The sequence below is a fragment of the Candidatus Caldatribacterium sp. SIUC1 genome, from assembly GCF_051549785.1.
Lineage (GTDB): Bacteria > Atribacterota > Atribacteria > Atribacterales > Caldatribacteriaceae > Caldatribacterium.
On the sequence record NZ_CP189974.1, the window covers coordinates 1,670,824 to 1,691,310 of the forward strand.

At 55.7% G+C, this 20,487-nt stretch carries 18 protein-coding genes; all 18 read right to left on the reverse strand.

The window, feature by feature from the left end:
* Position 1 precedes the first annotated feature (1 nt).
* The 18 genes from nuoE to galT all read right to left on the reverse strand — a co-directional run bounded on the left by nuoE (position 2) and on the right by galT (position 20,481).
* Complete coding sequence (gene nuoE, locus ACP6EK_RS08755) at positions 2-469, reverse strand: NADH-quinone oxidoreductase subunit NuoE (protein ID WP_438315437.1); 468 nt, start codon at positions 467-469, stop codon at positions 2-4.
* The gene (gene nuoF, locus ACP6EK_RS08760; protein WP_438315439.1) at positions 469-3,549 is read right to left on the reverse strand and encodes an NADH-quinone oxidoreductase subunit NuoF; all 3,081 of its coding nucleotides are present in this window, start codon (positions 3,547-3,549) and stop codon (positions 469-471) included. The genes nuoE and nuoF overlap by 1 nt, the downstream gene beginning before the upstream one ends.
* A gap of 17 nt (positions 3,550-3,566) precedes the next feature.
* Entirely contained in the window at positions 3,567-3,935 is a 369-nt protein-coding gene (locus ACP6EK_RS08765) for an NAD(P)H-dependent oxidoreductase subunit E (protein WP_017872373.1), read from the reverse strand.
* Complete coding sequence (locus ACP6EK_RS08770; protein ID WP_438315441.1) at positions 3,916-4,485, reverse strand: ATP-binding protein; 570 nt, start codon at positions 4,483-4,485, stop codon at positions 3,916-3,918. Before ACP6EK_RS08770 ends, ACP6EK_RS08765 begins: the two co-directional genes overlap by 20 nt.
* Before the next feature lie 3 nt (positions 4,486-4,488).
* Positions 4,489-4,974, reverse strand: a complete 486-nt coding sequence (locus ACP6EK_RS08775) for an NADH-quinone oxidoreductase subunit NuoE family protein (RefSeq protein ID WP_438315443.1) — start codon at positions 4,972-4,974, stop codon at positions 4,489-4,491.
* A 96-nt stretch (positions 4,975-5,070) separates the two neighbouring features.
* Positions 5,071-7,503 (reverse strand): ATP-dependent Clp protease ATP-binding subunit, encoded by a 2,433-nt coding sequence (locus ACP6EK_RS08780; protein WP_438315446.1) that lies wholly within the window; start codon positions 7,501-7,503, stop codon positions 5,071-5,073.
* The gene (locus ACP6EK_RS08785; protein WP_438315449.1) at positions 7,493-7,813 is read right to left on the reverse strand and encodes a heat shock protein transcriptional repressor HspR; all 321 of its coding nucleotides are present in this window, start codon (positions 7,811-7,813) and stop codon (positions 7,493-7,495) included. Before ACP6EK_RS08785 ends, ACP6EK_RS08780 begins: the two co-directional genes overlap by 11 nt.
* A gap of 13 nt (positions 7,814-7,826) precedes the next feature.
* Positions 7,827-8,888, reverse strand: coding sequence for a DnaJ C-terminal domain-containing protein (locus tag ACP6EK_RS08790; protein WP_438315452.1), 1,062 nt, complete (start codon positions 8,886-8,888; stop codon positions 7,827-7,829).
* Between the two features lie 44 nt (positions 8,889-8,932).
* The gene (locus ACP6EK_RS08795; protein ID WP_438315455.1) at positions 8,933-9,361 is read right to left on the reverse strand and encodes an Hsp20/alpha crystallin family protein; all 429 of its coding nucleotides are present in this window, start codon (positions 9,359-9,361) and stop codon (positions 8,933-8,935) included.
* 106 nt (positions 9,362-9,467) lie between these two features.
* A complete protein-coding gene (locus ACP6EK_RS08800; RefSeq protein WP_438315457.1) occupies positions 9,468-10,019 on the reverse strand; it encodes an HDIG domain-containing metalloprotein in 552 nt (183 codons plus the stop codon).
* A 4-nt stretch (positions 10,020-10,023) separates the two neighbouring features.
* On the reverse strand, positions 10,024-11,208 hold the full coding sequence (locus tag ACP6EK_RS08805) for a LysM peptidoglycan-binding domain-containing protein (RefSeq protein WP_438315460.1): 1,185 nt from the start codon (positions 11,206-11,208) through the stop codon (positions 10,024-10,026).
* Complete coding sequence (ileS, locus tag ACP6EK_RS08810) at positions 11,205-14,348, reverse strand: isoleucine--tRNA ligase (protein WP_438315463.1); 3,144 nt, start codon at positions 14,346-14,348, stop codon at positions 11,205-11,207. The genes ACP6EK_RS08805 and ileS overlap by 4 nt, the downstream gene beginning before the upstream one ends.
* A gap of 21 nt (positions 14,349-14,369) precedes the next feature.
* Positions 14,370-15,683 (reverse strand): TldD/PmbA family protein, encoded by a 1,314-nt coding sequence (locus ACP6EK_RS08815; protein ID WP_438315466.1) that lies wholly within the window; start codon positions 15,681-15,683, stop codon positions 14,370-14,372.
* On the reverse strand, positions 15,676-17,052 hold the full coding sequence (locus tag ACP6EK_RS08820) for a TldD/PmbA family protein (protein ID WP_438315469.1): 1,377 nt from the start codon (positions 17,050-17,052) through the stop codon (positions 15,676-15,678). Before ACP6EK_RS08820 ends, ACP6EK_RS08815 begins: the two co-directional genes overlap by 8 nt.
* Positions 17,049-17,957, reverse strand: a complete 909-nt coding sequence (locus ACP6EK_RS08825) for a peptidylprolyl isomerase (protein ID WP_438315472.1) — start codon at positions 17,955-17,957, stop codon at positions 17,049-17,051. Before ACP6EK_RS08825 ends, ACP6EK_RS08820 begins: the two co-directional genes overlap by 4 nt.
* The gene (locus tag ACP6EK_RS08830; protein ID WP_017889161.1) at positions 17,954-18,196 is read right to left on the reverse strand and encodes a hypothetical protein; all 243 of its coding nucleotides are present in this window, start codon (positions 18,194-18,196) and stop codon (positions 17,954-17,956) included. Before ACP6EK_RS08830 ends, ACP6EK_RS08825 begins: the two co-directional genes overlap by 4 nt.
* A gap of 24 nt (positions 18,197-18,220) precedes the next feature.
* Positions 18,221-19,477, reverse strand: a complete 1,257-nt coding sequence (locus tag ACP6EK_RS08835) for a glucose-1-phosphate adenylyltransferase family protein (RefSeq protein WP_438315475.1) — start codon at positions 19,475-19,477, stop codon at positions 18,221-18,223.
* A 2-nt stretch (positions 19,478-19,479) separates the two neighbouring features.
* Positions 19,480-20,481: a galactose-1-phosphate uridylyltransferase gene (gene galT, locus ACP6EK_RS08840; RefSeq protein WP_438315477.1), complete on the reverse strand. Its 1,002-nt coding sequence runs from the start codon at positions 20,479-20,481 to the stop codon at positions 19,480-19,482.
* Positions 20,482-20,487: the final 6 nt, after the last annotated feature.

The following is a 20,487-nucleotide window of genomic DNA, read 5'->3' on the forward strand; positions in this document are numbered from 1 at the left end:
CTCACTCCCGATAAAGCGCCAGGATTTCCCGAATACGTTCCTCCGTGAGGTTCCCGTAGGTAACATCGTTGACCATCATCGCCGGAGCAACGCCACAAACTCCCAGGCAACTTGTGACCTCCAGTGTGAACCTTCCATCCCTGGTCGTTTCTCCCTCACGGATACCGAGTTCTCTTTTGAGAGCCTCAAGGACGTTTGTAGCTCCCCTCACGTGGCACGGGGTGCTCTTGCACACCCGGATGACGTACTTCCCGACCGGACGGACCTCAAGAAAGGCGTAGAAGGTCGCAACTCCATAAACGGTGCTCGAGGGAATACCCAGGCGCCTGGCAACGTATCCCAGAACATCGCGGGGAAGGTACCCCCATTTCTCCTGGATGTCCTCAAGAATGCACAGCAGGGGCGTTTCTTCTTTCTCGTACCGTGAAAGAATCTCCTCAACATCCTGATACACAAAAGGTGTGTCCATCAACTTCCCTCCTCTGCTACCAGTGCTTCCTGATACCGCTTGAGGATCTTCTCAAGGTCGCACCGGAGGCAGCGTCCTGCTTCACGGCGCACGGCATCCTCGTCAAGGGTAAGCTTCACCTCTGCAAACCCCTTGACCCGCTCTGTGACGGGAACCTCCGGCGGGTGCACCCGGGGAATCTCCTGCACAACCGGGGGTTCCTCGAGGATTCTCGGTCGCTCCGGACGGACAACGAGTCCCTCCTCTTCCTGGAGTTTCCTGCGAAGGTAATCGTGAATGCCGTATGCGGCTTTCTTTCCAAGCGCCATGGCATGCACCACCGTTGCCTCCTGACCGACAGCGTCTCCTCCCGCAAAGACTCCCTCAAGAGACGTTGCAAGGGTGTACCGATCCACTGCGATGTTTCCCCACGCATCAACAGCGAGGCCTTCCACGATTCCTGAAAGGTCCGGCTTCTGACCCACCGCACTGATGACGAGATCGCACTCCAGGAAGAGCTCCGCACCCTCAATCGGCACAGGTCGCCTCCGGCCGCTTCGGTCGAATTCCCCAAGGCGCATTCTCTGGAAGCGAATTCCCCGAACGCTACCGTTTTCTCCCACAATTTCCAGAGGAGCCACAAGGAAGTGGAAAATGACGCCTTCCTTCTCCGCATCTTCAATTTCTTCAGGGATGGCCGGCATCTCGCTCCTTGTGCGGCGATAGGCAACGTGAACCTCGGCTCCAAGACGAAGGAGTGTTCGTGCTGCATCCATGGCAGCGTTTCCTCCTCCGACAACCACTGCCCGTTTTGGTCGAGGAACGTCCTGACCGAGGTTGATTGCCTTCAGGAACTCCAGAGCCGGAATGACACCCTCAAGTTCCTCTCCAGGCACACCCACAGGAACGCTCTTCCAGGCTCCAATGCCGAGGAAAACAGCGTCGAACTTCTCACGAAGCTCGGAAAGAGTAACATCGCGACCCAGAGCCGTATTGCACTGGATGCGAACCCCCATCGCCCGTATCTGGGCAAGGTCGTACTCCAGGGCCTCTCTGGGAAGGCGGTACGCCGGAATACCAGCCGCCAGCATACCCCCCGCCACAGGAAGAGCTTCGAAAACAGTGACGTCGTACCCAAGCCGGGCAAGGTAGTAGGCACAGGTAAGACCTGCCGGTCCAGAGCCAACCACGGCTACAGAAGCATTGCGTTTCTTCTCGAGGACAACCGGGAGAACGATACGGTTCTTCCAGGCATAATCCGCAACGAATCGCTTGATGTCGTCAATGGCCACAGGTTCATCAAGCTGTCCCCGACGACACTTCGACTCACAGGGTCGGTGACACACTCTGCCGCACACCGAGGGGAGAGGGTTGTCCTCCCGAATGACCTGGAGAGCCCCAATGTAGTCCCCATCCTTCACCAGGGAAATGTAGGCAGGAATGTCAATCCCCAGAGGACAGGCATGCTGGCAGGGAGCCCGGAAGAGCCCCCGACAGACAACTGCGGGGCAGCGCTTTTCTCGGATGTGCGCTTCGTACTCGTCGCGGAAATACCGCAACGTGCTGAGAACAGGATTGGGAGCAGTCTGTCCCAGACCACAGAGTGCCGTGGATTTGATTTGCTCGGCAAGGTCCTCAAGGAGCTCAATGTCTCCCTCCTGCCCCTCTCCTGCCACGATGCGCTCGAGAATCTCGAGCATCCTCTTGGTCCCAATACGGCAAGGTGTGCACTTCCCGCAGGACTCGTCCTGAACAAACTCGAGGAAGAAGCGGGCAAGGTCCACCATACAGGTATCTTCGTCCATCACGATGAGCCCACCGGACCCCATGATGGCTCCGAGTTCCTTCAGGGAGTCATAGTCGATCCGTACGTTCAGGTGCTCAACCGGAATGCATCCTCCAGAGGGCCCACCGATCTGGACGGCCTTGAGTTTTTTCCCATCCCGAATACCTCCACCGAGATCGTACACGATCTCCCCCAGGGTGATGCCCATGGGGACCTCCACAAGCCCGGTGTTCACCACGTCCCCAGCTAAAGCGAAAACCTTCGTTCCCTTGCTGCCCTCCGTGCCAATACTTCGGAACCACTCAGGCCCGTTGAGGATGATGGGCGGGATATTCGCATAGGTCTCAACGTTGTTGATCACCGTGGGCTTACCCCAGAGACCCTGCTGGGCGGGGAAGGGGGGTTTGGGACGGGGTATGCCCCGCTTCCCCTCAACGGAGGCAATGAGCGCCGTCTCCTCTCCGCAGACGAAGGCTCCTGCCCCAATACGAATCTCCACATCGAACGAAAAACCGCTCCCCAGGATGTTCTTCCCTAGAAGACCGTATTCCCTTGCCTGTTCGATAGCATGTTCAAGACGTTCCACCGCAAGGGGATATTCGGCCCGGACATAGACGTATCCCTGGTTCGCCCCTATGGCGTACCCCGCAATGGCCATGGCTTCGAGTACCGAGTGGGGGTCACCCTCGAGGATACTCCGGTCCATAAATGCTCCCGGATCGCCTTCATCGGCGTTGCAGATGACGTACTTTGGCTCTCCCTTTGCCTTCCGGGTGAATTCCCACTTGAGCCCTGTGGGGAAGCCTGCTCCTCCTCGACCTCGAAGGCCTGAGCGTTTCACCACCTCGATGACCTCTTCAGGGGTCATCTCGGTGAGCACCTTGGCCAGAGCAAGGTACCCATCCCGGGCGATGTACTCTTCGATGTTGAGGGGATCGATGAGACCACAGTTTCGAAGGGCAATCTTTTTCTGCTTCTCAAAGAACGCGATTTCTCGAAGGAACTTCTTGCGCTCTTCCTGGGGAGGCTGGTAGAGGAGTCGCTCCACCAGCCGGCCCTTCAGGAGGTGTTCCTCAACAATCTCACGCGCGTCCTCCGGAGTGAGCTTCTGGTAGAACACGCCTTCAGGGTAGATGATGGCCAGAGGGCCAAGGTTACACGGACCAACACAACCGGTTTCAATCAGCCGCACCTCTCCCTCCAGGCCGTTTTTCTGCATCTCTCGAAGCAAGGCCTCTTTGACCCGGAGGGCACCTGAGGAAATGCACGCTGCTCCTGCACAGAGAAGTATCTGGCTCCGTTCAACGCCGGCCATATGCCTGCCTCCTCGCTTCAGCGTTCAGTATGAACGACCCAGTCCCCTACGATTTGCCCGTTGACGATATGTGAGGCTACGAGCTGGCGGGCCTTCTCGGGAGTGAGGTCTCCGTAGAGCACACGCTCTGTTCCTTTCTCGATGCTCACCAGGGGCTCACGATCGCAGAGCCCAATACACCCTGCCTGGGTCACCAGGACGTTTGTCAGGTTCCGCTTTGCGATCTCGTCAAGAATCGCAGCCATCACCTGTCTTGCCCCTGCGGCAATCCCGCATGTGCCCATATGCACCGTGATTTTGTACTCCGCCTTCCCTTCCCGGAGGAGTGCCCTTTTCTGGGCCTCTTCCTTAATCCTCTTTAAATCTTCAAGACTTGTAATCTTCATCTGTCTGTCCCTCCCTCAGGGTGTTTTCGTGATGAGCAATCCAGTCTCTCAGAGCAGAGAGGAGCACAGGATCTCCTCCGGGGGTTTCCGTCCCCAGCGCTCTGAAAACCTCACTACTATTGAAAGAAAAACGGTGTCCATCCACCTCATGGGAAAAGATGAATTCAACCTCAGGATGAGAGACAAGGAGGACGAAGAGGGTTTCCGCAAGGTTCCCTAAAGGGGGTAAATCGATATGGCTCCGGCGAAAAGTTGCTTTCACCCTGGTTCCCTTGCCCTCTTCCGAGGTAATCTCAAGGCTTCCCCCACACTGCTTGCTCAGCTGAGCAATAAGGGGGAGACCCAGACCAACTCTCTTCCCTTTCGTGGAGAAGAAGGGGTCCACGGCCTGTTGCCGTGTTTTCTCATCCATCCCTCTTCCGTCATCTTCAATGACCATTTCCAGGAGGTCCCTTGCCGAGTCTTCGAGAAGGGAGATGGTGATTTTTCGCGCCCCCGCCCGGAGAGCATTCTCCACAAGGTCGAGAACATGGAGCGAGAGCTCTTTCATCCCTCACTGGTAACCCTTGAGGATGTCCATAACCTGGGACGGGTTCACCCGTTTATGAACATCGTTATCGACGCGCATGACCGGTGCCAGCCCACACGCTCCTGCACAGCGCATGACCTCAAGGGAGAACAAACCGTCCTGCGTAACGCCTCCAATCTCCACCTGGAGTTCTTTCCGCAAGCGATCGAGGATCTCCTGCCCTCCCCGAACGTAGCACGCTGTTCCAAGACACACCTGAATTACGTGCTTCCCTCTGGGCTTCATGGAAAAGAAGTGGTAGAAGGTCACCACGCCGTAGACCTCACTCAGGGGGACGTCGAGCACCTGGGAGACCTTCTTCAATACCCAGGGAGGAAGATACCCGATGAGGTTCTGGGCTCTGTGGAGGGCCTGGATGAGCACTCCGGGTTTTCCCCGAAACTCCTCGAGAGCTTGCTCCAAAAGTTCTTCCTGTTCTCTCGACCCGTGCTCTGCCACTACCTGCGCCATTTAGTTCTCCTCCCACTGGAACGTAAGTTTTTCAATATTATAAACGAATGCACAGCGCATCTCAACAAGGAGCAATCCAGGCACCCCCACGAATCTTCAAACACCGATTGTCGTCCGCGCTTCAAGGCGACGAAGCTTCAAGACCCCCTCTTCCACGTACACCTCGATGGTGTCTCCAGGCTGGAACGTCCCCCGAATGAGTTCTGCAGAAAGCGGGCTTTCGATGGTCCGCTGGATGAGCCGTCGCAGGGGACGGGCCCCAAAATCCGGATCGTAACCTCTTTCGGCAAGGTACTCTCGCGCCTCATCGGTGAGGACGATATCCATATTCTGCTCTCTGAGACGTTTCCGAAGCCGCAAGATGAGAAGGTCCACAATGGCCTGGATTTCTTTCCTGGTCAGGGGGTGGAAGACGATGATTTCATCAATACGGTTGATGAACTCGGGCTTAAAGTACCGGTGGACTTCCTCGAGAACCCGCTCTTTCACCCTCCGTACTGCGTCTTTGTCCTCGGGGTCAATGCCCCGGAAGTACTGGCTCCCCAGGTTCGAGGTCATGATGATCACCGTGTTGGAAAAGTCCACCGTTCTCCCCTGGCCATCGGTCAGGCGAGCGTCATCGAGAATCTGAAGGAAAACGTTGAACACGTCGGGGTGGGCTTTTTCCACTTCGTCGAAAAGAATAACCTGGTAGGGTCTTCGCCGGACAACCTCCGTGAGCTGTCCTCCTTCCTCGTATCCCACATATCCCGGGGGAGCACCAATGAGACGGGAAACGGCGTGTTTCTCCATGTACTCGGACATATCAAGGCGCAGGAGTGCTCCCTCGTCACCAAACAGGAACTCAGCCAGGGCCTTGGCCAGTTCAGTCTTCCCGACTCCTGTGGGACCCAGGAAAAGGAAGGAGCCAATGGGTCGCCGTCCTTCGGATATACCAGCCCGAGAACGACGAATGGCTTCTGCCACCGCGTGAACCGCCTCTTCCTGGTCCACCACTCTCTTGTGGAGTTCTTCCTCCATATTCAGGAGTTTCTTGCGCTCCTCCTCAAGGAGCTTTGATACCGGAATACCGGTCCAGCTTGAAACGATCTGGGCAATGTCCTCTTCGGTAACCACTTCATTGAGCGATCTCTGCCTGAGCCACTTCTCTTTCTCTTCCTGGTAACGCTTCTGGAGTGCTTCAGCCTCATCCCTCAAACGCGCAGCCTTCTCATACTCCTGCGCCTGCACCGCAGCCATGCCCTCTTTTGCCAGTTGCTGCAGCCGTTCCTCCATCTCACGCAGTTCCTGAGGAATGCTCTCCAGCTCAATCCGCTTTTTACTGGCCGCCTCATCCATAAGGTCAATGGCCTTGTCCGGCAGGAATCGGTCGGTAATGTATTTGTTCGCCAGCTCGCAGGCAGCACAGATCGCCTCATCGCTGATTTTCACCTTATGGTGGGCCTCATACCGGTCCCGCAGCCCCCGAAGAATTTCTTTGGTTTCCTCAACGCTTGGTTCCCCGACATAGACCGGCTGGAATCGCCGTTCCAGAGCCGGGTCCTTCTCGATGTATTTCCGGTACTCATCGAGCGTCGTTGCTCCGATACAGCGGAGTTCTCCTCTGGCCAGGGCAGGCTTTAAGAGATTGGCCGCATCAATGGCTCCTTCTGCCGCTCCTGCTCCCACCACCGTATGGAGCTCGTCGATGAAGAGGATGATCTTCCCCTCAGACTTCTGAACTTCCTCAAGTACTGCCTTCAGCCGCTCCTCAAACTCCCCGCGAAACTTTGCCCCGGCAAGCAGCGCCCCCATGTCCAGAGCAACAATCCGTTTGTTCTTGAGGCTCTCTGGTACCTCACCCCGAACGATCTTCTGGGCAAGACCCTCGACAATGGCGGTTTTCCCAACACCCGGGTCCCCAATGAGGACAGGGTTGTTCTTGGTCTTCCGGCTCAAAATCTGGATCACCCGCCGTATTTCCTCTTCCCGACCGATGACCGGGTCGAGCTTCCCTTCTCTAGCAAGCTGCGTGAGGTCCCTTCCATACCGCTCGAGGGCCATGTATTTCCCCTCGGCGTGTGGATCTTCCACCCGTCGGTGTCCGCGGATTTCCCGGAGGGCCCGGTAGATTTTCTCAACCTCAATGCCATGGGCACGAAGCAGACGGTAACTTGTGCCCGTCTCCTCCCGCGCAATGGCGATGAGGAGATGCTCCACCCCCACGTATTCGTCCTTCAAGCGCTTGGCCTCCTCCTCTGCCCCAGTGAGGACCGACTTCGCTCGGGGAGTGATGTAAATTTGCATCTCCTGGGAACCCTGGTAGTAAATCTTGGGGTACCGCTCGAGGGCCTCCTCAAGTTCCCGCTCCAGAACCTGCGGATGGACTCCACATCGTTCAAGGATCTGCGGTGCCAGGCCATCAGGTTGCTTCAAAAGCGCAAGAAGGAGATGCTCCACATCGAGCTGATTGTGATGGTACTCAAGGAGTAGGTCCTGCGCAAGAGCAATGGCCTCCTTGGCCTTTTCGGTGAACTGGTCAAACCGCATCGGTTTTCTCCTCCTTCCTCTTCCGTTCAAGCTCCTCCTTTTCACGCCGGAGCCTTTCAAGCTGGTCGCTCAACCGCAAAATAATCTCCACTCCCGCCAGATTCACCCCCATATCCTGGGTCAGCACCTTGATACGCCGAATTCTCTCGACATCGCTTTGGGTGTAGAAACGCACATTTCCCCTACCCCGCTTGGGCGTGATGAGACCCACCCGCTCGTAGTAGCGCAGAGTCTGGGGATGAACCTGGGTCATCTCTGCCACAATCCCAATGGTCAGGTATTCCGTCTCTCTCTGAAATTTTTTCCTCATGCCTTTCGCCTCCTCATGCACTGAGGAGATGTTTCCTTGGGTTCTCCTTGCGAAGTGCAGCAAACTCCCGGAGGAGTTCCCGCTCCCTCTCGGTGAGCCCCTGGGGAACCACAACATGAACTTTCACCAGCTGATCTCCCCGACCACCATTCCCCCGCTTCGGAAACCCTAAGCCCCGAAGGCGGAATACCGTTCCGTTCTGTGTCTCAGGGGGAACCTTCATCCGAACTTTCCCCGAAAGCGTTGGAACCTCAATCTCCGTCCCCAGCGCTGCTTCAGGAAAAGTCAGGGGAAGGTCCAAGAGCACGTCGTCCCCATCACGCCTGAAGAAGGCGTGGGGTCGGACTCGAACCTGAAGATACAGATCCCTCCCGCCTGCAACCCCGGGTACCCGGAGTTTCGTTCCATCGCTCACCCCTGCGGGAATGGTCACACTGACGGTCTTGCTCTTTCTTTCCACTCCCGTTCCATCACAGACACGGCACCTCCCACCCCTCCGTTCCTCTCCTGTTCCGCCACAGGAAGAGCAGATTTCCTCATATTCCACACGGATATTCCGGGAAGTACCCTGGAAACTCTCCTCGAAGGAAATCTCCACATCCTGGATGATATCCCGTCTTTCCCTCTCCGTAGTGGCGAAACCACCCTCGGGAGACGTAAAGAAACGAAAGGTCGTCGCCCTTCGGGAACGGAGGCGGTCACCCAGGAGGTCTCCAAAGAACATCTTGAAGAAATCGCTGAAATCTCCAAATTCAAAGTCCGTGGTAAACTCTGATGAGGAAGTCCTCGTCGACTGACCGTACCGGCGGTAGAAGTCCTGCCAGAACGCCTCGGTATCCCTGTGGCCGTAGGTTGCCCAGGCTGCCCCGAGCTCATCGTAGCGCTTCCGTTTCTCGGGATCGCTCAGCACCTCGTAGGCCTCGTTGATTTCCTTGAACTTCCTCTCCGCTTCCTTGTCTCCCGGGTTGAGGTCCGGATGGTATTTTCGGGCAAGACGCCGGTAGGCCCTTTTGATTTCCTTTTCGTCGGCATTTCTTGGGACACCAAGGATGGCATAGTAGTCTTTAAACTCCACGTCCCGTCACCTCCAGGGGGGAGAGGTCCACTCTCCCCCCTCTCTCAGCTTTCCTGAATGACAATCCGTCTTGCCCTCTGTTCCTCAACCTTGGGAAGGCGAACCTCCAGAACGCCATTCCGGTAGGTTGCGGTGACTCGATCAACGTCCACAGGAACCCGAAGGGCAAACGTCCTAGAGAAAGGACCGTAAATCCTCTCCTGGCGGAGGAAGCGAGCCTCCCCATCAGGGGGTTTGCGTTCCCCTTTCACCGTAACCTGATCGCCAGAAATACTGATCTCAACGTCCTTCTGGTCCACCCCGGGAAGGTCAAAGAACACCACGATCTCTTTCTCGTTCTCCACGACATCAGCCGGAGGAATCCATACCTCCCTCTTGCGCTCGTAAGCGGGAAAATTTTCTTCTAAAAGCCTCATCACACGCTCCTGAAGGTCCGCAATGTCTCGCCAGAGATCAAACCGGGGAATCACCATGGTTATCACCTCGCTTTTTACCTTCTTTGACTTTTCAGGGAGCATTATACGAGCTTGCGGGGGATTTGTCAAGATTCGTCAGGGATCGTCAAAGAGGGGGGAGACGTCAAAGTTCCAGGGCCTCCGCCTGCTCCTGCATGGCCTCAAGTGCAATACTTAGAAACTCCTCAAGAGAAAGACCAAGAGCCTCACAGGAAAGTATCTGCTCCCGTTTCGCCCCACGGGCAAAGCTTTTCTCTCGAAACCGGGAGAGCAAAAAGGCAACGTCCACATCCCGTATGCTCCTTTGGGGGTGGACGAGCACACAAGCAACGATGAAACCGCTTGTTGGGTCAACAGTCCAGAGCGCCTTTTCCATACGTCCTTCCGGCTGGTACCCCGTCATCTCATTGTGGGCACGAACGGCCAAGACGATGGCCTCTGAAAATCCGGCTTCTTTAAGAAGCTGTGCCCCGAGAAGGCCATGCTTTTTAGGCTCTCCTTTTGTGAGCTCGTAGTCGATGTCATGGAGAAGGCCCGCCATGGCCCACTCCGTCCTGTCTTCGCCGAAAACCTGGGCCAGGCGTCCCATAATGGCCTCGCAGGCGAGGCTGTGCTTTATGAGATTTCGATGGGTAAGGTACTTTTGCAGAAAAGCAAGGGCTTCCTCCCGGGTCATCGGTTCACCGCCTCAGAAACTCAAGGGGATCCACTGGACGACCGTTCCGGCGCACCTCGAAGTGGAGATGAGGACAGGTGGCATTTCCCGTTGAACCCACCCGAGCAATGGGATCCCCTTTATTCACCCGCTGCCCTTCCCGCACGAGATTAACCGAGTTGTGGGCGTACACGGTCTGCAACCCTGAGGCATGGGTGATGATCACCACTCGCCCGTATCCGCTCATCCACCCACTGTAACTCACCACTCCGCTTTCAGCTGCCCGCACAACAGTCCCTGCGGGAGCGATAATGTCTACTCCGCAGTGGAATCCCCTACCCCGGGGGCCGAAACGCGAGGAAATTCTCCCATTCACCGGCCAGATGAATCCCCGCTGTGCTCTCTGAGGCGCAGAAGAAACACCACCCCGCGAAGGAACTCGAAGCGCCTGACCGATCTGAAGGACACTCGTCTCCCGAAGACCATTGGCCCGCAGAAGCTCCTTCAGAGGGACACCAAAACGCCGGGAAATACTCCAGAGCGTATCCCCTTTCTTGACCGTGTACGTCTCCCAGGAGGTAGCAGAAGAAGATGATGCAACAGCAGTTCTTCCTGTCTCTTTAGGAATAACGAGGCGCATGCCCACCTGGAGGATGCTCGTTTCGGTAAGGCCGTTGGCTTGCATCAACGACTTCATGTCCACACCGTACTGTCGGGAAATTCGCCAGAGAGAGTCACCTTGACGGACAATGTGGACTTGTGCTTGAGCCGCTCCCTGGGCGCTTGCTCTCTCCGAAGTCTTCGGGCGGCCATCGCTTGAGAGTGGGATCACAAGTTTCTGCCCCACCCGGAGAATGCTTTTCTCAGTGAGGTTGTTTGCCTCAAGGAGCAGACGAACCGGAATCTGGAACTCCCGGGCAATGCCCCAGGGAGTGTCTCCCTGTTTCACTTCGTACAGGAGGTTACCGCTTTGAGCATCCCGCTCGCCTTCAATGAGAATTTTCATGCCTGGCTGCAGAATGCTCTGCTCTGAGAGACCATTGAGCTCAAGGAGTGTCTTAAGAGCCACACCATACCGGCGAGAAATCACCCAGAGGTTTTCTCCCGCTTGGACCTCGTGGTAGGTAGCACCTTCTGCCCTTCCCTGATTTCCCAGAAGGAACAGAATCCCGAGGAACAACACCCCCAGAGCTCGCTTTCCGTCCCTCATACCAGCCTCCTCAGACTCAAGAGAATTTTCCTGCCGTCAAGATGGAACTCTCTCACCGTACTCTCTCCACAGAGCACCGAACCCACAGAGACTTCCTGGGCCAGGACCTCTTCTTCGATGAGTTCCCGGTACCGCTCCACCACCCCAAGAAGATACGGGTCCGAATCCTTCGAGAGCAGAAGGACGATGCGCTCTTCAACGTCAAGGCCGAGCTCCTTCCGCCACATCTGAATACTGTGGACGAAGTCGCGGACCAGGCCCTCTTCCTTCAGGGCCTCATCGAGAGTGGTGTCGAGAATGACGGCGTATTGACCCTCACTTTCCACGGAAAAGTGACCACCGGTCTCAAGAACAACCTCCACCTCGTCCAGGCTCAGCGCAACCTCCGTCCCGGCCAAAGAGAGCAGGAGTTGCCCTTCCTGGAGGAACCTACGGGCCACATCCTGCGGGCAAGATGCCAGGGCTTTAGCGATCTCCTTGACTTTCTCGCCATAACGAGGGCCAAGAAGGGCAAAACGCGGTTTCAAGCGCACGGCAACGGTGTCCGGGAGTTCCTCAGCCCACTCAATATCCTTCACGTTGAGTTCATCCTGGACAAGCCCGGCAAAGGGCCGAACACGGGATTCATCCGTTCTGGGGAGCACAAGGGTAGCCTTCCTTAAAGGCTGGCGGAGCTTCACACCGACCTTATTGCGTACGGCCCGCCCAAGGTTCACGAGTTTTCGCGCCACATCCATGGACTGCAGAAGCTCCCGGTCAACGAGCTCCTCCTGGACTTCGGGGTAGTCCTCAAGGTGCACGCTCTCCTTCCGGGAGGGCAGAGGAGCCGCGAGGGTCTGGTACAGGAGTTCCGCAGTGAAGGGAACGAAGGGAGCAAGAAGCTTCGTAAGTCCAATGAGCACCGCATAAAGGGTGCGATAGGCCCCCGCTTTTTCTCCATCCCACTGGGATTTCCAGAAACGCCTTCGGGAACGGCGAATGTACCAGTTACTCAGGTCTTCGATGACGAACTCCTCAAGGGACTTCGCCGCCTTTGAAATCTCGAAGCGGTCCAGCGCTTCCCGGACCTCCTTCACAAGCTTTCTGAAAGCATTCACCAGCCAGCGATCCAGGAGATGCTCCGGTTCCTCAAACGAGGAATCCGGGGGGACGTAACGGTCAATGTTGGCATAGAGGATGAAGAAGTTCACAACGTTCCAGAGAGTATCGAAGAACTTACTGAGGACCTCACGCAGACCTGATTTCCCGAAGCGCTTCGGTACCCAGGGAGGAGAAACAGAAAAAATGTACCAGCGAAGCACATCAGCACCATAGGCTTCGACGAGGTTCCAGGGGTTTACGACGTTACCGATGTGCTTGCTCATTTTCTGTCCTTTCTCATCAAGGCCGAGTTCAGTCACAAGGCAGTGCAAAAACGCAGGGCTTCTGAAAAGCATGCTCGCCAGTACATGGAGACTGTAGAACCATCCCCGGGTTTGATCGATGGCCTCGCAGATAAAGTCGGCGGGGAAGCTCCGGGCAAACTCTTCCTGGTTCTCAAAGGGATAGTGGTGCTGGGCCACGAACATGGCCCCTGAGTCAAACCAGCAGTCGATGACCTCGGGAACCCGCCGCATCACCCCGCCACACTGAGGGCAGGAGAGCAGCACCCGGTCTACGTATGGTCTGTGTAGCTCGATGTCACCGATGGGAGAAAGAGAGCGGGAACGCAGCTCTTCCAGGGACCCCACGGCGTCGGCAAACCCACAGGTGTCACATTTCCAGATATTCAGGGGAGTCCCCCAGTACCGTTCCCGGGAGAGCGCCCAGTCGACCACATTCTCCAGAAAATCTCCAAAACGCCCATCCCGGATATGCTCCGGAACCCAGTGAATTTTCCGATTGTTCTCCAAAAGAAGCTCACGGAACGCCGTAGTCTTTATGAACCAGCTCTCCTTCGCATAGTAGAGAAGAGGGGTATCACACCGCCAGCAAAAAGGATACGAATGCCGGTAGGTCTCCTTGCGGAAGAGTTTTCCTTCCTTTCGGAGATAGTCGATAATGAGCGGATCGGCATCCTTCACCCACAGACCCTTCCATGGCTCAACGCTGCTATCGTACGTTCCATCGGGCAGTACCGGCTGAAGGACAGGGAGACCCTCCTTCTGCGCCAGACGCATGTCATCCTCTCCGAAGGCCGGCGCAATATGGACAATACCGGTACCTTCCGCCATGGAAACAAAATCACCAGCGAAAACCCTGTATCCCTTCTCGGCCCGGACAAAGGGAAGAAGGGGTTCGTACTCAAGGCCAACGAGGTCCTCACCTTTCATCTCCCGGAGAACCCGGAAAGTCCCCTCCTGGAAGAGCTTTTCCAGGCTCTCCTTCCCCAGGATGAACCGGGTACCATCTTTGCTTTCTATCTCCACATATGGCAGGTCTTTCCCCACCGCTAAAGCCACGTTGGCCACCAGTGTCCAGGGAGTGGTCGTCCATACCAGGAAAAAGGTCCCTGCTTTTCCTTTGACGGCGAATTTCACGTACACTGAAGGGTCATCAGTCTCCCGGTACCCCAGGGCAACCTCGTGACTCGAGAGGGAAGTGCCGCAGCGAGGGCAGTACGGGAGGACCTTGTGCCCCTGGTACAGTAATCCCTGTTTCCAGAGCTCTTTGAGGATCCACCAGAGGCTTTCGATGTACTCGTTAGTACAGGTGATGTAGGGGTGTTCGAGGTCCATCCAGATTCCCAGGCGCTCCGTCAGCTTCTCCCACTCCCGGATGTACCGGAAAACGCTCTCCTTGCATCGGGCATTGAAGGCTTCGACCCCAAACCGTTCGATATCCTGCTTGCCTCTTATGCCGAGTTCCTTCTCAACCTCAAGCTCTACAGGAAGACCGTGGGTATCCCAGCCTGCTTTTCGGGGAACGAAAAAGCCGCACATTGTCTTGTAACGGGGGATGAGGTCTTTGATGCTTCTTCCGATAACATGCCCTGCATGGGGATAGCCATTCGCCGTTGGAGGACCTTCGTAAAACGTAAAACGAGGACATCCCTCCCGTAGTCTGAGGCTCTTTTGGAAAATCTGCTGCTTTTTCCAGAAGGAGAGGATACGTTCTTCCTCCTTCGGGAGATAGCTCAGTTTTGGAAGCGACTGGAACAATGTCCTTCACCTTCCTTGCGTTCAGCTTGCGGCATTCACCTGGATGGGCTCAACGAGCATGTATGGGGCAAGGATACTCCCCTGTACCCACCGGCAGTCCCGGGAAAGCTCCTTAACGTTTTTCAGGGCTTCATAGGCATTGCCGCTGATCATAACGTTCTTGACACGTCCTTGGATTTCGCCACCCTTTACGTAAAAGCCAAGCTGCACACCACAGGAGAAAAACCCCGAGGCAATGTTGCTCTGACCAAGCCCAAGAAGGCTATCCACCACGAGGCCCTCCTCAAGCTCCTCCACTAGAGTCTCACGATCCCGCAGCCCGTTTTTGATCTTCAGGACGCTAAAGCCCGGCTCTGGCATATCCCATGGAGAGCGACGGAAACCGCTGGCTGTGGTTCTTCGTCCAGTCCTTGCCGCACTCCAGAGGTCCCAGAAACCATCTTCCACCTTCCCACTCTCCACAAGGACACGTTCTTCGGGGGTCAGTATCCCCTCGTCATCGAACGGGCACGAACCCAAAGCCCAGGGCTCTTGAGGGATCTCGACAAGAGAGAACAACGAGGAAAAGAGAACCTTACCAAGTTTGTCCTGGAGTGGAGATTTTCCGAAAGCGATGTTACGACCGCTCAATCCATACAGCAGGGGGTGCAGAAGGACCATACACCCTGAGGGAGTAAAAAGCACAGGATACTGTCCACTCTGGATGGAAACCACCCGCTCTGAAAGGTCGAGCTTGAGCTCAACCTCTTTCAGGAGGTCATCAACGTCGAGGTCACGATTGCCCCAGCTCCTTTCCACATATACGGTCAGGATATCCTCATCCTTCACCCGAGTGGCCTCAACTGAGATGTCAAAAAAAGTTCGGGCAAAGCGAATCTCCTCTTCATGGTGGTTGAAGAGCTCCCGTTCCTCTTTTCCCGCAACAATACGAACATTCGTCAAAACCTCAGGATGAGTTGTCTTTAGCTGTCCCACAAGATGTTCCCCAATTTCCACCATTTCCCGAACGCTCAGTTCCTCAAGGCGAGGATCAACAAAATCCTTCCATTCGGTGGTGGAAGGATAGGAAGGAATGGTGAAATCAACCACGTCACCAAAAGCGCTCACTTCCAGAGCCTGCTCTACCGCTTCCGAAGGGGCACAGGGAGGTGTGAAGGCGTAAAACCCCAGGCGTTTGTCAGGGCGAATCACCCTCAACCCACACCCGGTATGCTCTCTCGCCACATACCCCCGAAACACTCCGGCTTCGTACTCTATGCTCTTCTCCCAGACTCTTCGTACAAAGAGGTCCGCCTGAAGCCCTCTGGCCCTCGCAATGCTCACAACCTCACGCATGGCACTGTCCCCCCACAAGGACTTCCCTCAATCGAACATGTGGACTTCCCGTTGGTGTGGGAAGGCCCATCTGCTCACCCTTCCCGCACCAGCCCACCTCGGTCCAGCGGAAATCGTTCGCTACTGCGTCTATTTTACCAAGAGTTTGAAAGAGATTTCCACTGAGGACGATGTCCTTCACCATCTCCCCAACCTTCCCCCCTTCAATGAGGTACCCGTAGGCCGGGGAGAAGGTGAAAAGCTCAAGAGCGGTGCTCCCACCAACGTACTCCACCGCGTACACACCCCGTTTGATGTCGGCGAAAAGGTCTTCAGGGGGTACCGTTCCTGGCTCAATTCCCGTGTTGGTCATCCGCACAATGGGTGGGAAGCGATACGAAATGGTGCGGGCATTCCCCGTAGGGGACTCACCAAGGAGAAACGCCGTCTCCCGCGAGTGCAGTCTTCCAGAGAGATAGCCCTCCCGAATGAGGCATGTCCGTTGCGTCCGCGTGCCCTCATCGTCGTAGGGAGAAGAGCCCCTGAGGTTTTCAAGGCTCCCATCATCAAATACCGAGAGCACCGGGGAAGCAATCGGCTTCCCCAGCACCATGAGTCTTTGAAGGCGCTCATTCCGAGAAAGAAAATCTGCCTCGCTGAGATGTCCAAACGCCTCGTGAATGAAAACCCCCGCAAGGACTGGGTCCAGAATCACATCGTACACCCCACCAGGGAAGGGTCGGGCAAAGAGCAATGCCTCCGCCTGCTTCCCCACCCGATGGGCAAGCTCTTCCAAGCCCCTCACAAGCTCAAACCCTGCCTTCCCAGCCACTCCATCACGATAGACCTCAATCTGGTCTCCTTTCCTGGCCGTTGCCACAAAGCTCAGCGAAATGTCGGGTCTTTCCCAGAAGATCACAGACCCATCAGAGTTGGCGAAGTACACGGTGCGCCACTCATCGCGGTACTCCACAACCGCACTGACCACAAAAGGAGAGGCCTCCCGGAGCATCCGGGCATAGGCAAAAAGGAGCTGGACTTTCTCCCCAAGAGGTTTCTCCCGAAAATCCTCTCGCGGGGAAAAACGAATTTCCTCTTCGGTACCTTCCCCCCGGATAACACCGGTTCCGCTTTGCGGAAGGAGGACGACCGAGCGCAGACCGGAAGCAACGTGCTCTTTGAGGCTATCCCACCCCTGGAAACTCACAAACCACCAGCCCGTTTTCGGATGGAGAATGCGAAGGGAACCGCCCCGCTCTTCTGTAACCTTGAGCCTCTCCACAGTAGTGTTGTGGATGCGAATGCTTGTGGTCACGATGTGCTCCAGGCGGATTTCCAGGTATTCCCCGTTTTGAGGCTTTCGCACAAGGTCACGCAAGATCTCTCTCATGGAGACGGTGACACACCTTCTTGGACTTTCTCAGCGTTGCTTCCTGAGGGGAGATTTTCCTCTATTATGGCAATTTCGGCCTTGCTTTTCAACTCCTCAATCCACTTCTCGAACGCTTCCTGCTGCTTCTGGGGAGTGAGACGGGCGACGATTTCCTCGCGAACTTCAGAGAGCTCTTTGAGGCGGGGTTTCAGATGTTCCTCCACAAGGAAAATGTGGAACCCATCGTTGATCTCTACGATATCGCTGTAATTCCCCGGAGCAAGTTCAAAGAGGATCTTCTCGATTTCAGGATCAAGATCCCCCCGCCTGATATACCCCATTGCTCCGCCGCTTAAGGCGTCAGGCGACTCGGACTTCTCCCGTGCTACCTCCTCAAAGGGTCGCCCAGTCTTCAACTCCGCAAGAATAGCTTCCGCCTTCTCCCGAGAACTCGCCATGATATGTCGCGCTTTCACTTGTTCGGGCTCAGTATAGAGCGTGGGATTGGCGTTGTATTCCTTCTGGATTTCTTCGTCGCTCACCTGGACCTTCTCGATGATCTCCCTTTTGATGATTTCCCGAATGAGAACCTGCTTTTTAAGCTCCTCAATCTGCTTCACCACTTCAGGGTCCGATTCAAGCCCAATCTTCCGGGCCTCCTGCAAAAGGAGGAGCTGGCGAATGAACTGCTCCAGAAGATCCCGCATACCTCCGGGAAACTGCGTTCTGTAAGCCTCGGGAAGACTATTCCATATCCTCTCCAGGTCCTCAAGGTAAATCGGTTCTCCATTCACCTCAGCGACAACCTTCCGCTCCACACCTTGAGGTGTGGGCATGGGCGTCTCTTCAGCCCAGATACTCCATCCCCACACCAGTACGCAAACCGCAAGGATAAGCAATCCCCAAACTCGCGATAACCTCATTGTCCTTCTCCTTTCTCTCTGGCAATCTCGTCTTCAAAGACGTACAAGGGAAAACGGTCTTCCGCGATGCTCTCCTCTTCCCCCCTTTCCTCCGGAAGGCTGCGCTTTTCTCCCAGCCGGTCCACCTTTTTTGCCAGGGACCGCAAAAGATGTTGCACTTCTTTCAACCGTTCGTTGAGAACCCAAAAAAGCAAAAGCCCGTACAGCACAAGAACAATGAGCAAAATTCCCAAAAGCAAGGCACAGACCCCCAGTCCAGAAAGCTATACGATGACCGAACCGCTCCGAAGTTCCTTCAAGCCCTCAAAACGTTCCCTCTGCACTCCAATGCCGATGAGGCAATTCCTGTGAATCACCATTCCTTCCGGGATAATGCTCCCTTTCCCGACGAGGTTGACCCCCCAGTCCAGGAGGTCCGGGCGAGCGTCATTCGGTGTCAGGTCACTTCCATATCCCACCACCGCTCCTTTCTCCACCACCACTCTCTTGTCGAGGATACTCAGAAAGACCCGGGCCCTTTCCCCAACAACCGAATCGTTGAAGATGATGGAATCATGGACCTGGGCCCCCTCTTCAACCACAACTCCCGGGAAGATCACCGAGTGCACAACCTCCCCCCTGATGACCGCTCCTTCTCCAATGATGCTTGAGGCAACCCGCGCACCTTTGCAGATCTGCGTTGGGGGATAGGGAGGACGATTGGTGTAGATGACCCAGTCAGGATCGTAGAGGTTGAAAGAGGGCAGGGGAGCCAGAAGATGCATGTTGGCCTCCCAGTATGCCCGAATCGTCCCAACATCAAACCACGGTCCGGTGTAAAAGTACGCCTGCATCCTCACCTTTCCCACACTGGCGATAATGGTATCACGCACGAGGTCGAATTTCCCTTCTCTGGCATTCTCAAGCAGTTTCTCCACAAGAAACTCGGTGCGGAAGACGTAAATCCCCATGAAAGCGATAGTCGACCATGGAACGGAGGGCTTTTCCTCGAAGCGAGTAATCCAGTTATCCTCATCCACCGCAACCACACCAAATCGGGAAACATCCTCCTCCCGCACCCGGGTAACCACAAGGGTAACATCAGCATCTCGGTCAATATGGTACGCCATGAGAGGATTATAGTCCATGAGATACACATGGTCTCCGGAGAGCACAAGGAGGTGGGGAACCCTCTTTCGAAGGATGATATTCATGTTCTGGTACAGGGCATCCCCCGTCCCCCTATACCATCCCCCGACAGTTCGACCAAGGTACGGCTGTAGGAGTTCAATGCCACCCTGTTTCCTGTCGAGATCCCAGGGACGCCCAGCCCCGATGTGCTCAATGAGCGAGCGAGGCTGGTACTGCGTGAGTACGCCGATGTCGTAAATTCCGGAATTCACGCAGTTACTCAAGGGGAAATCAATGAGACGGTAACATCCCCCAAAAGGCACAGCCGCTTTTGCACGCTCGACCGAGAGCACACTCAGCCGATCTCCTTTGCCCCCAGCAAGAATCATGGCGTACCGGATCGGTGGCATACTCACTCACCCTCCTGGAACCCAAGGCAGAGGCGAAGCCTTGAGGCTGCCTCCTCAGGAGGCAGGACGTTAATGGAAAACCCGCTTCCCCATTCAAAACCTGCCACTCGGGGAAAGCTCGGCAAAATTTCAAAGTGCCAGTGGTAACTCTGATGCTCTTCGCTCCGGGCATGGTACGGTACACTGTGGAGAACAAAGTTAAAAGCAGACCCACCTGAACATTCCCGAACGCCCCAGAGGACTCTGCGCAGAGTCTGAGCCAGGTCCTCAAGGCGTGTTTCCTCGAGGAAGGTAGCGCTGTGATGCACCGGGAGCACCACAACCTCAAAGGGGAAGCGAGCAGCGTAGGGAACCAGAGCGACAAAATGTTCGCTTTCAAAAACGACCCGGGCAAACTTCCCCCTTTCCTGTTCAAGGAGCGCACAGAAGAGACATTTCCCACACTGCGAGTAAAACGTCCTCGCACTCTGGAGCTCCGCACAAACGGCCTGGGGGATGACGGGTGTAGCGACAAACTGGGAATGGGCGTGGCTCATAGAAGCCCCAGCCTCCACACCCTGATTTTTGAAAATCAAACCGTACCGAAGCTCCCTCTCGCCCGAAAAATACCGCAATCGTTCCCTGTATGCCGTCAGTACCCTGACAATCTGTTCTTCGGGGAGCTCTGAAAAATCCACAGCATGATGGGGAGTTTCAACGATGACTTCGTGCACTCCAAAGCCGCTCATCGCCCGGTGAAACCCATCCTCCATACTCCAGAAGGGGATATCCCTCTGGAGAGCGGGGTACTTGTTCGGAAAAACCCGAACGAACCACCCCGGCTGGTTCTCTACGGTTCCGTCACGACGAATACTGAACACTTCGGGAGGGGTCATGGCTTCCATGCCCTCACAGAAAGGACACTGGGTCCCTTCTCCTTCCCCAAATTCATATGGACGACCTGCACGCTCCGGAGCTACAATGGTCCAGCGTTCAGTAAAGGGATCCTTTCGCCATTCCGACATAGAGAA

Excerpts from the sequence above, each read along its gene's own strand:
- nuoE (WP_438315437.1), bottom strand. The coding sequence starts at position 469 with ATGGACACACCTTTTGTGTATCAGGATGTTGAGGAGATTCTTTCACGG.
- nuoF (WP_438315439.1), bottom strand. The coding sequence starts at position 3,549 with ATGGCCGGCGTTGAACGGAGCCAGATACTTCTCTGTGCAGGAGCAGCG.
- ACP6EK_RS08765 (WP_017872373.1), bottom strand. The coding sequence starts at position 3,935 with ATGAAGATTACAAGTCTTGAAGATTTAAAGAGGATTAAGGAAGAGGCC.
- ACP6EK_RS08770 (WP_438315441.1), bottom strand. The coding sequence starts at position 4,485 with ATGAAAGAGCTCTCGCTCCATGTTCTCGACCTTGTGGAGAATGCTCTC.
- ACP6EK_RS08775 (WP_438315443.1), bottom strand. The coding sequence starts at position 4,974 with ATGGCGCAGGTAGTGGCAGAGCACGGGTCGAGAGAACAGGAAGAACTT.
- ACP6EK_RS08780 (WP_438315446.1), bottom strand. The coding sequence starts at position 7,503 with ATGCGGTTTGACCAGTTCACCGAAAAGGCCAAGGAGGCCATTGCTCTT.
- ACP6EK_RS08785 (WP_438315449.1), bottom strand. The coding sequence starts at position 7,813 with ATGAGGAAAAAATTTCAGAGAGAGACGGAATACCTGACCATTGGGATT.
- ACP6EK_RS08795 (WP_438315455.1), bottom strand. The coding sequence starts at position 9,361 with ATGGTGATTCCCCGGTTTGATCTCTGGCGAGACATTGCGGACCTTCAG.
- ACP6EK_RS08800 (WP_438315457.1), bottom strand. The coding sequence starts at position 10,019 with ATGACCCGGGAGGAAGCCCTTGCTTTTCTGCAAAAGTACCTTACCCAT.
- ACP6EK_RS08805 (WP_438315460.1), bottom strand. The coding sequence starts at position 11,208 with ATGAGGGACGGAAAGCGAGCTCTGGGGGTGTTGTTCCTCGGGATTCTG.
- ACP6EK_RS08815 (WP_438315466.1), bottom strand. The coding sequence starts at position 15,683 with ATGCGTGAGGTTGTGAGCATTGCGAGGGCCAGAGGGCTTCAGGCGGAC.
- ACP6EK_RS08820 (WP_438315469.1), bottom strand. The coding sequence starts at position 17,052 with ATGAGAGAGATCTTGCGTGACCTTGTGCGAAAGCCTCAAAACGGGGAA.
- ACP6EK_RS08825 (WP_438315472.1), bottom strand. The coding sequence starts at position 17,957 with ATGAGGTTATCGCGAGTTTGGGGATTGCTTATCCTTGCGGTTTGCGTA.
- ACP6EK_RS08835 (WP_438315475.1), bottom strand. The coding sequence starts at position 19,477 with ATGCCACCGATCCGGTACGCCATGATTCTTGCTGGGGGCAAAGGAGAT.
- galT (WP_438315477.1), bottom strand. The coding sequence starts at position 20,481 with ATGTCGGAATGGCGAAAGGATCCCTTTACTGAACGCTGGACCATTGTA.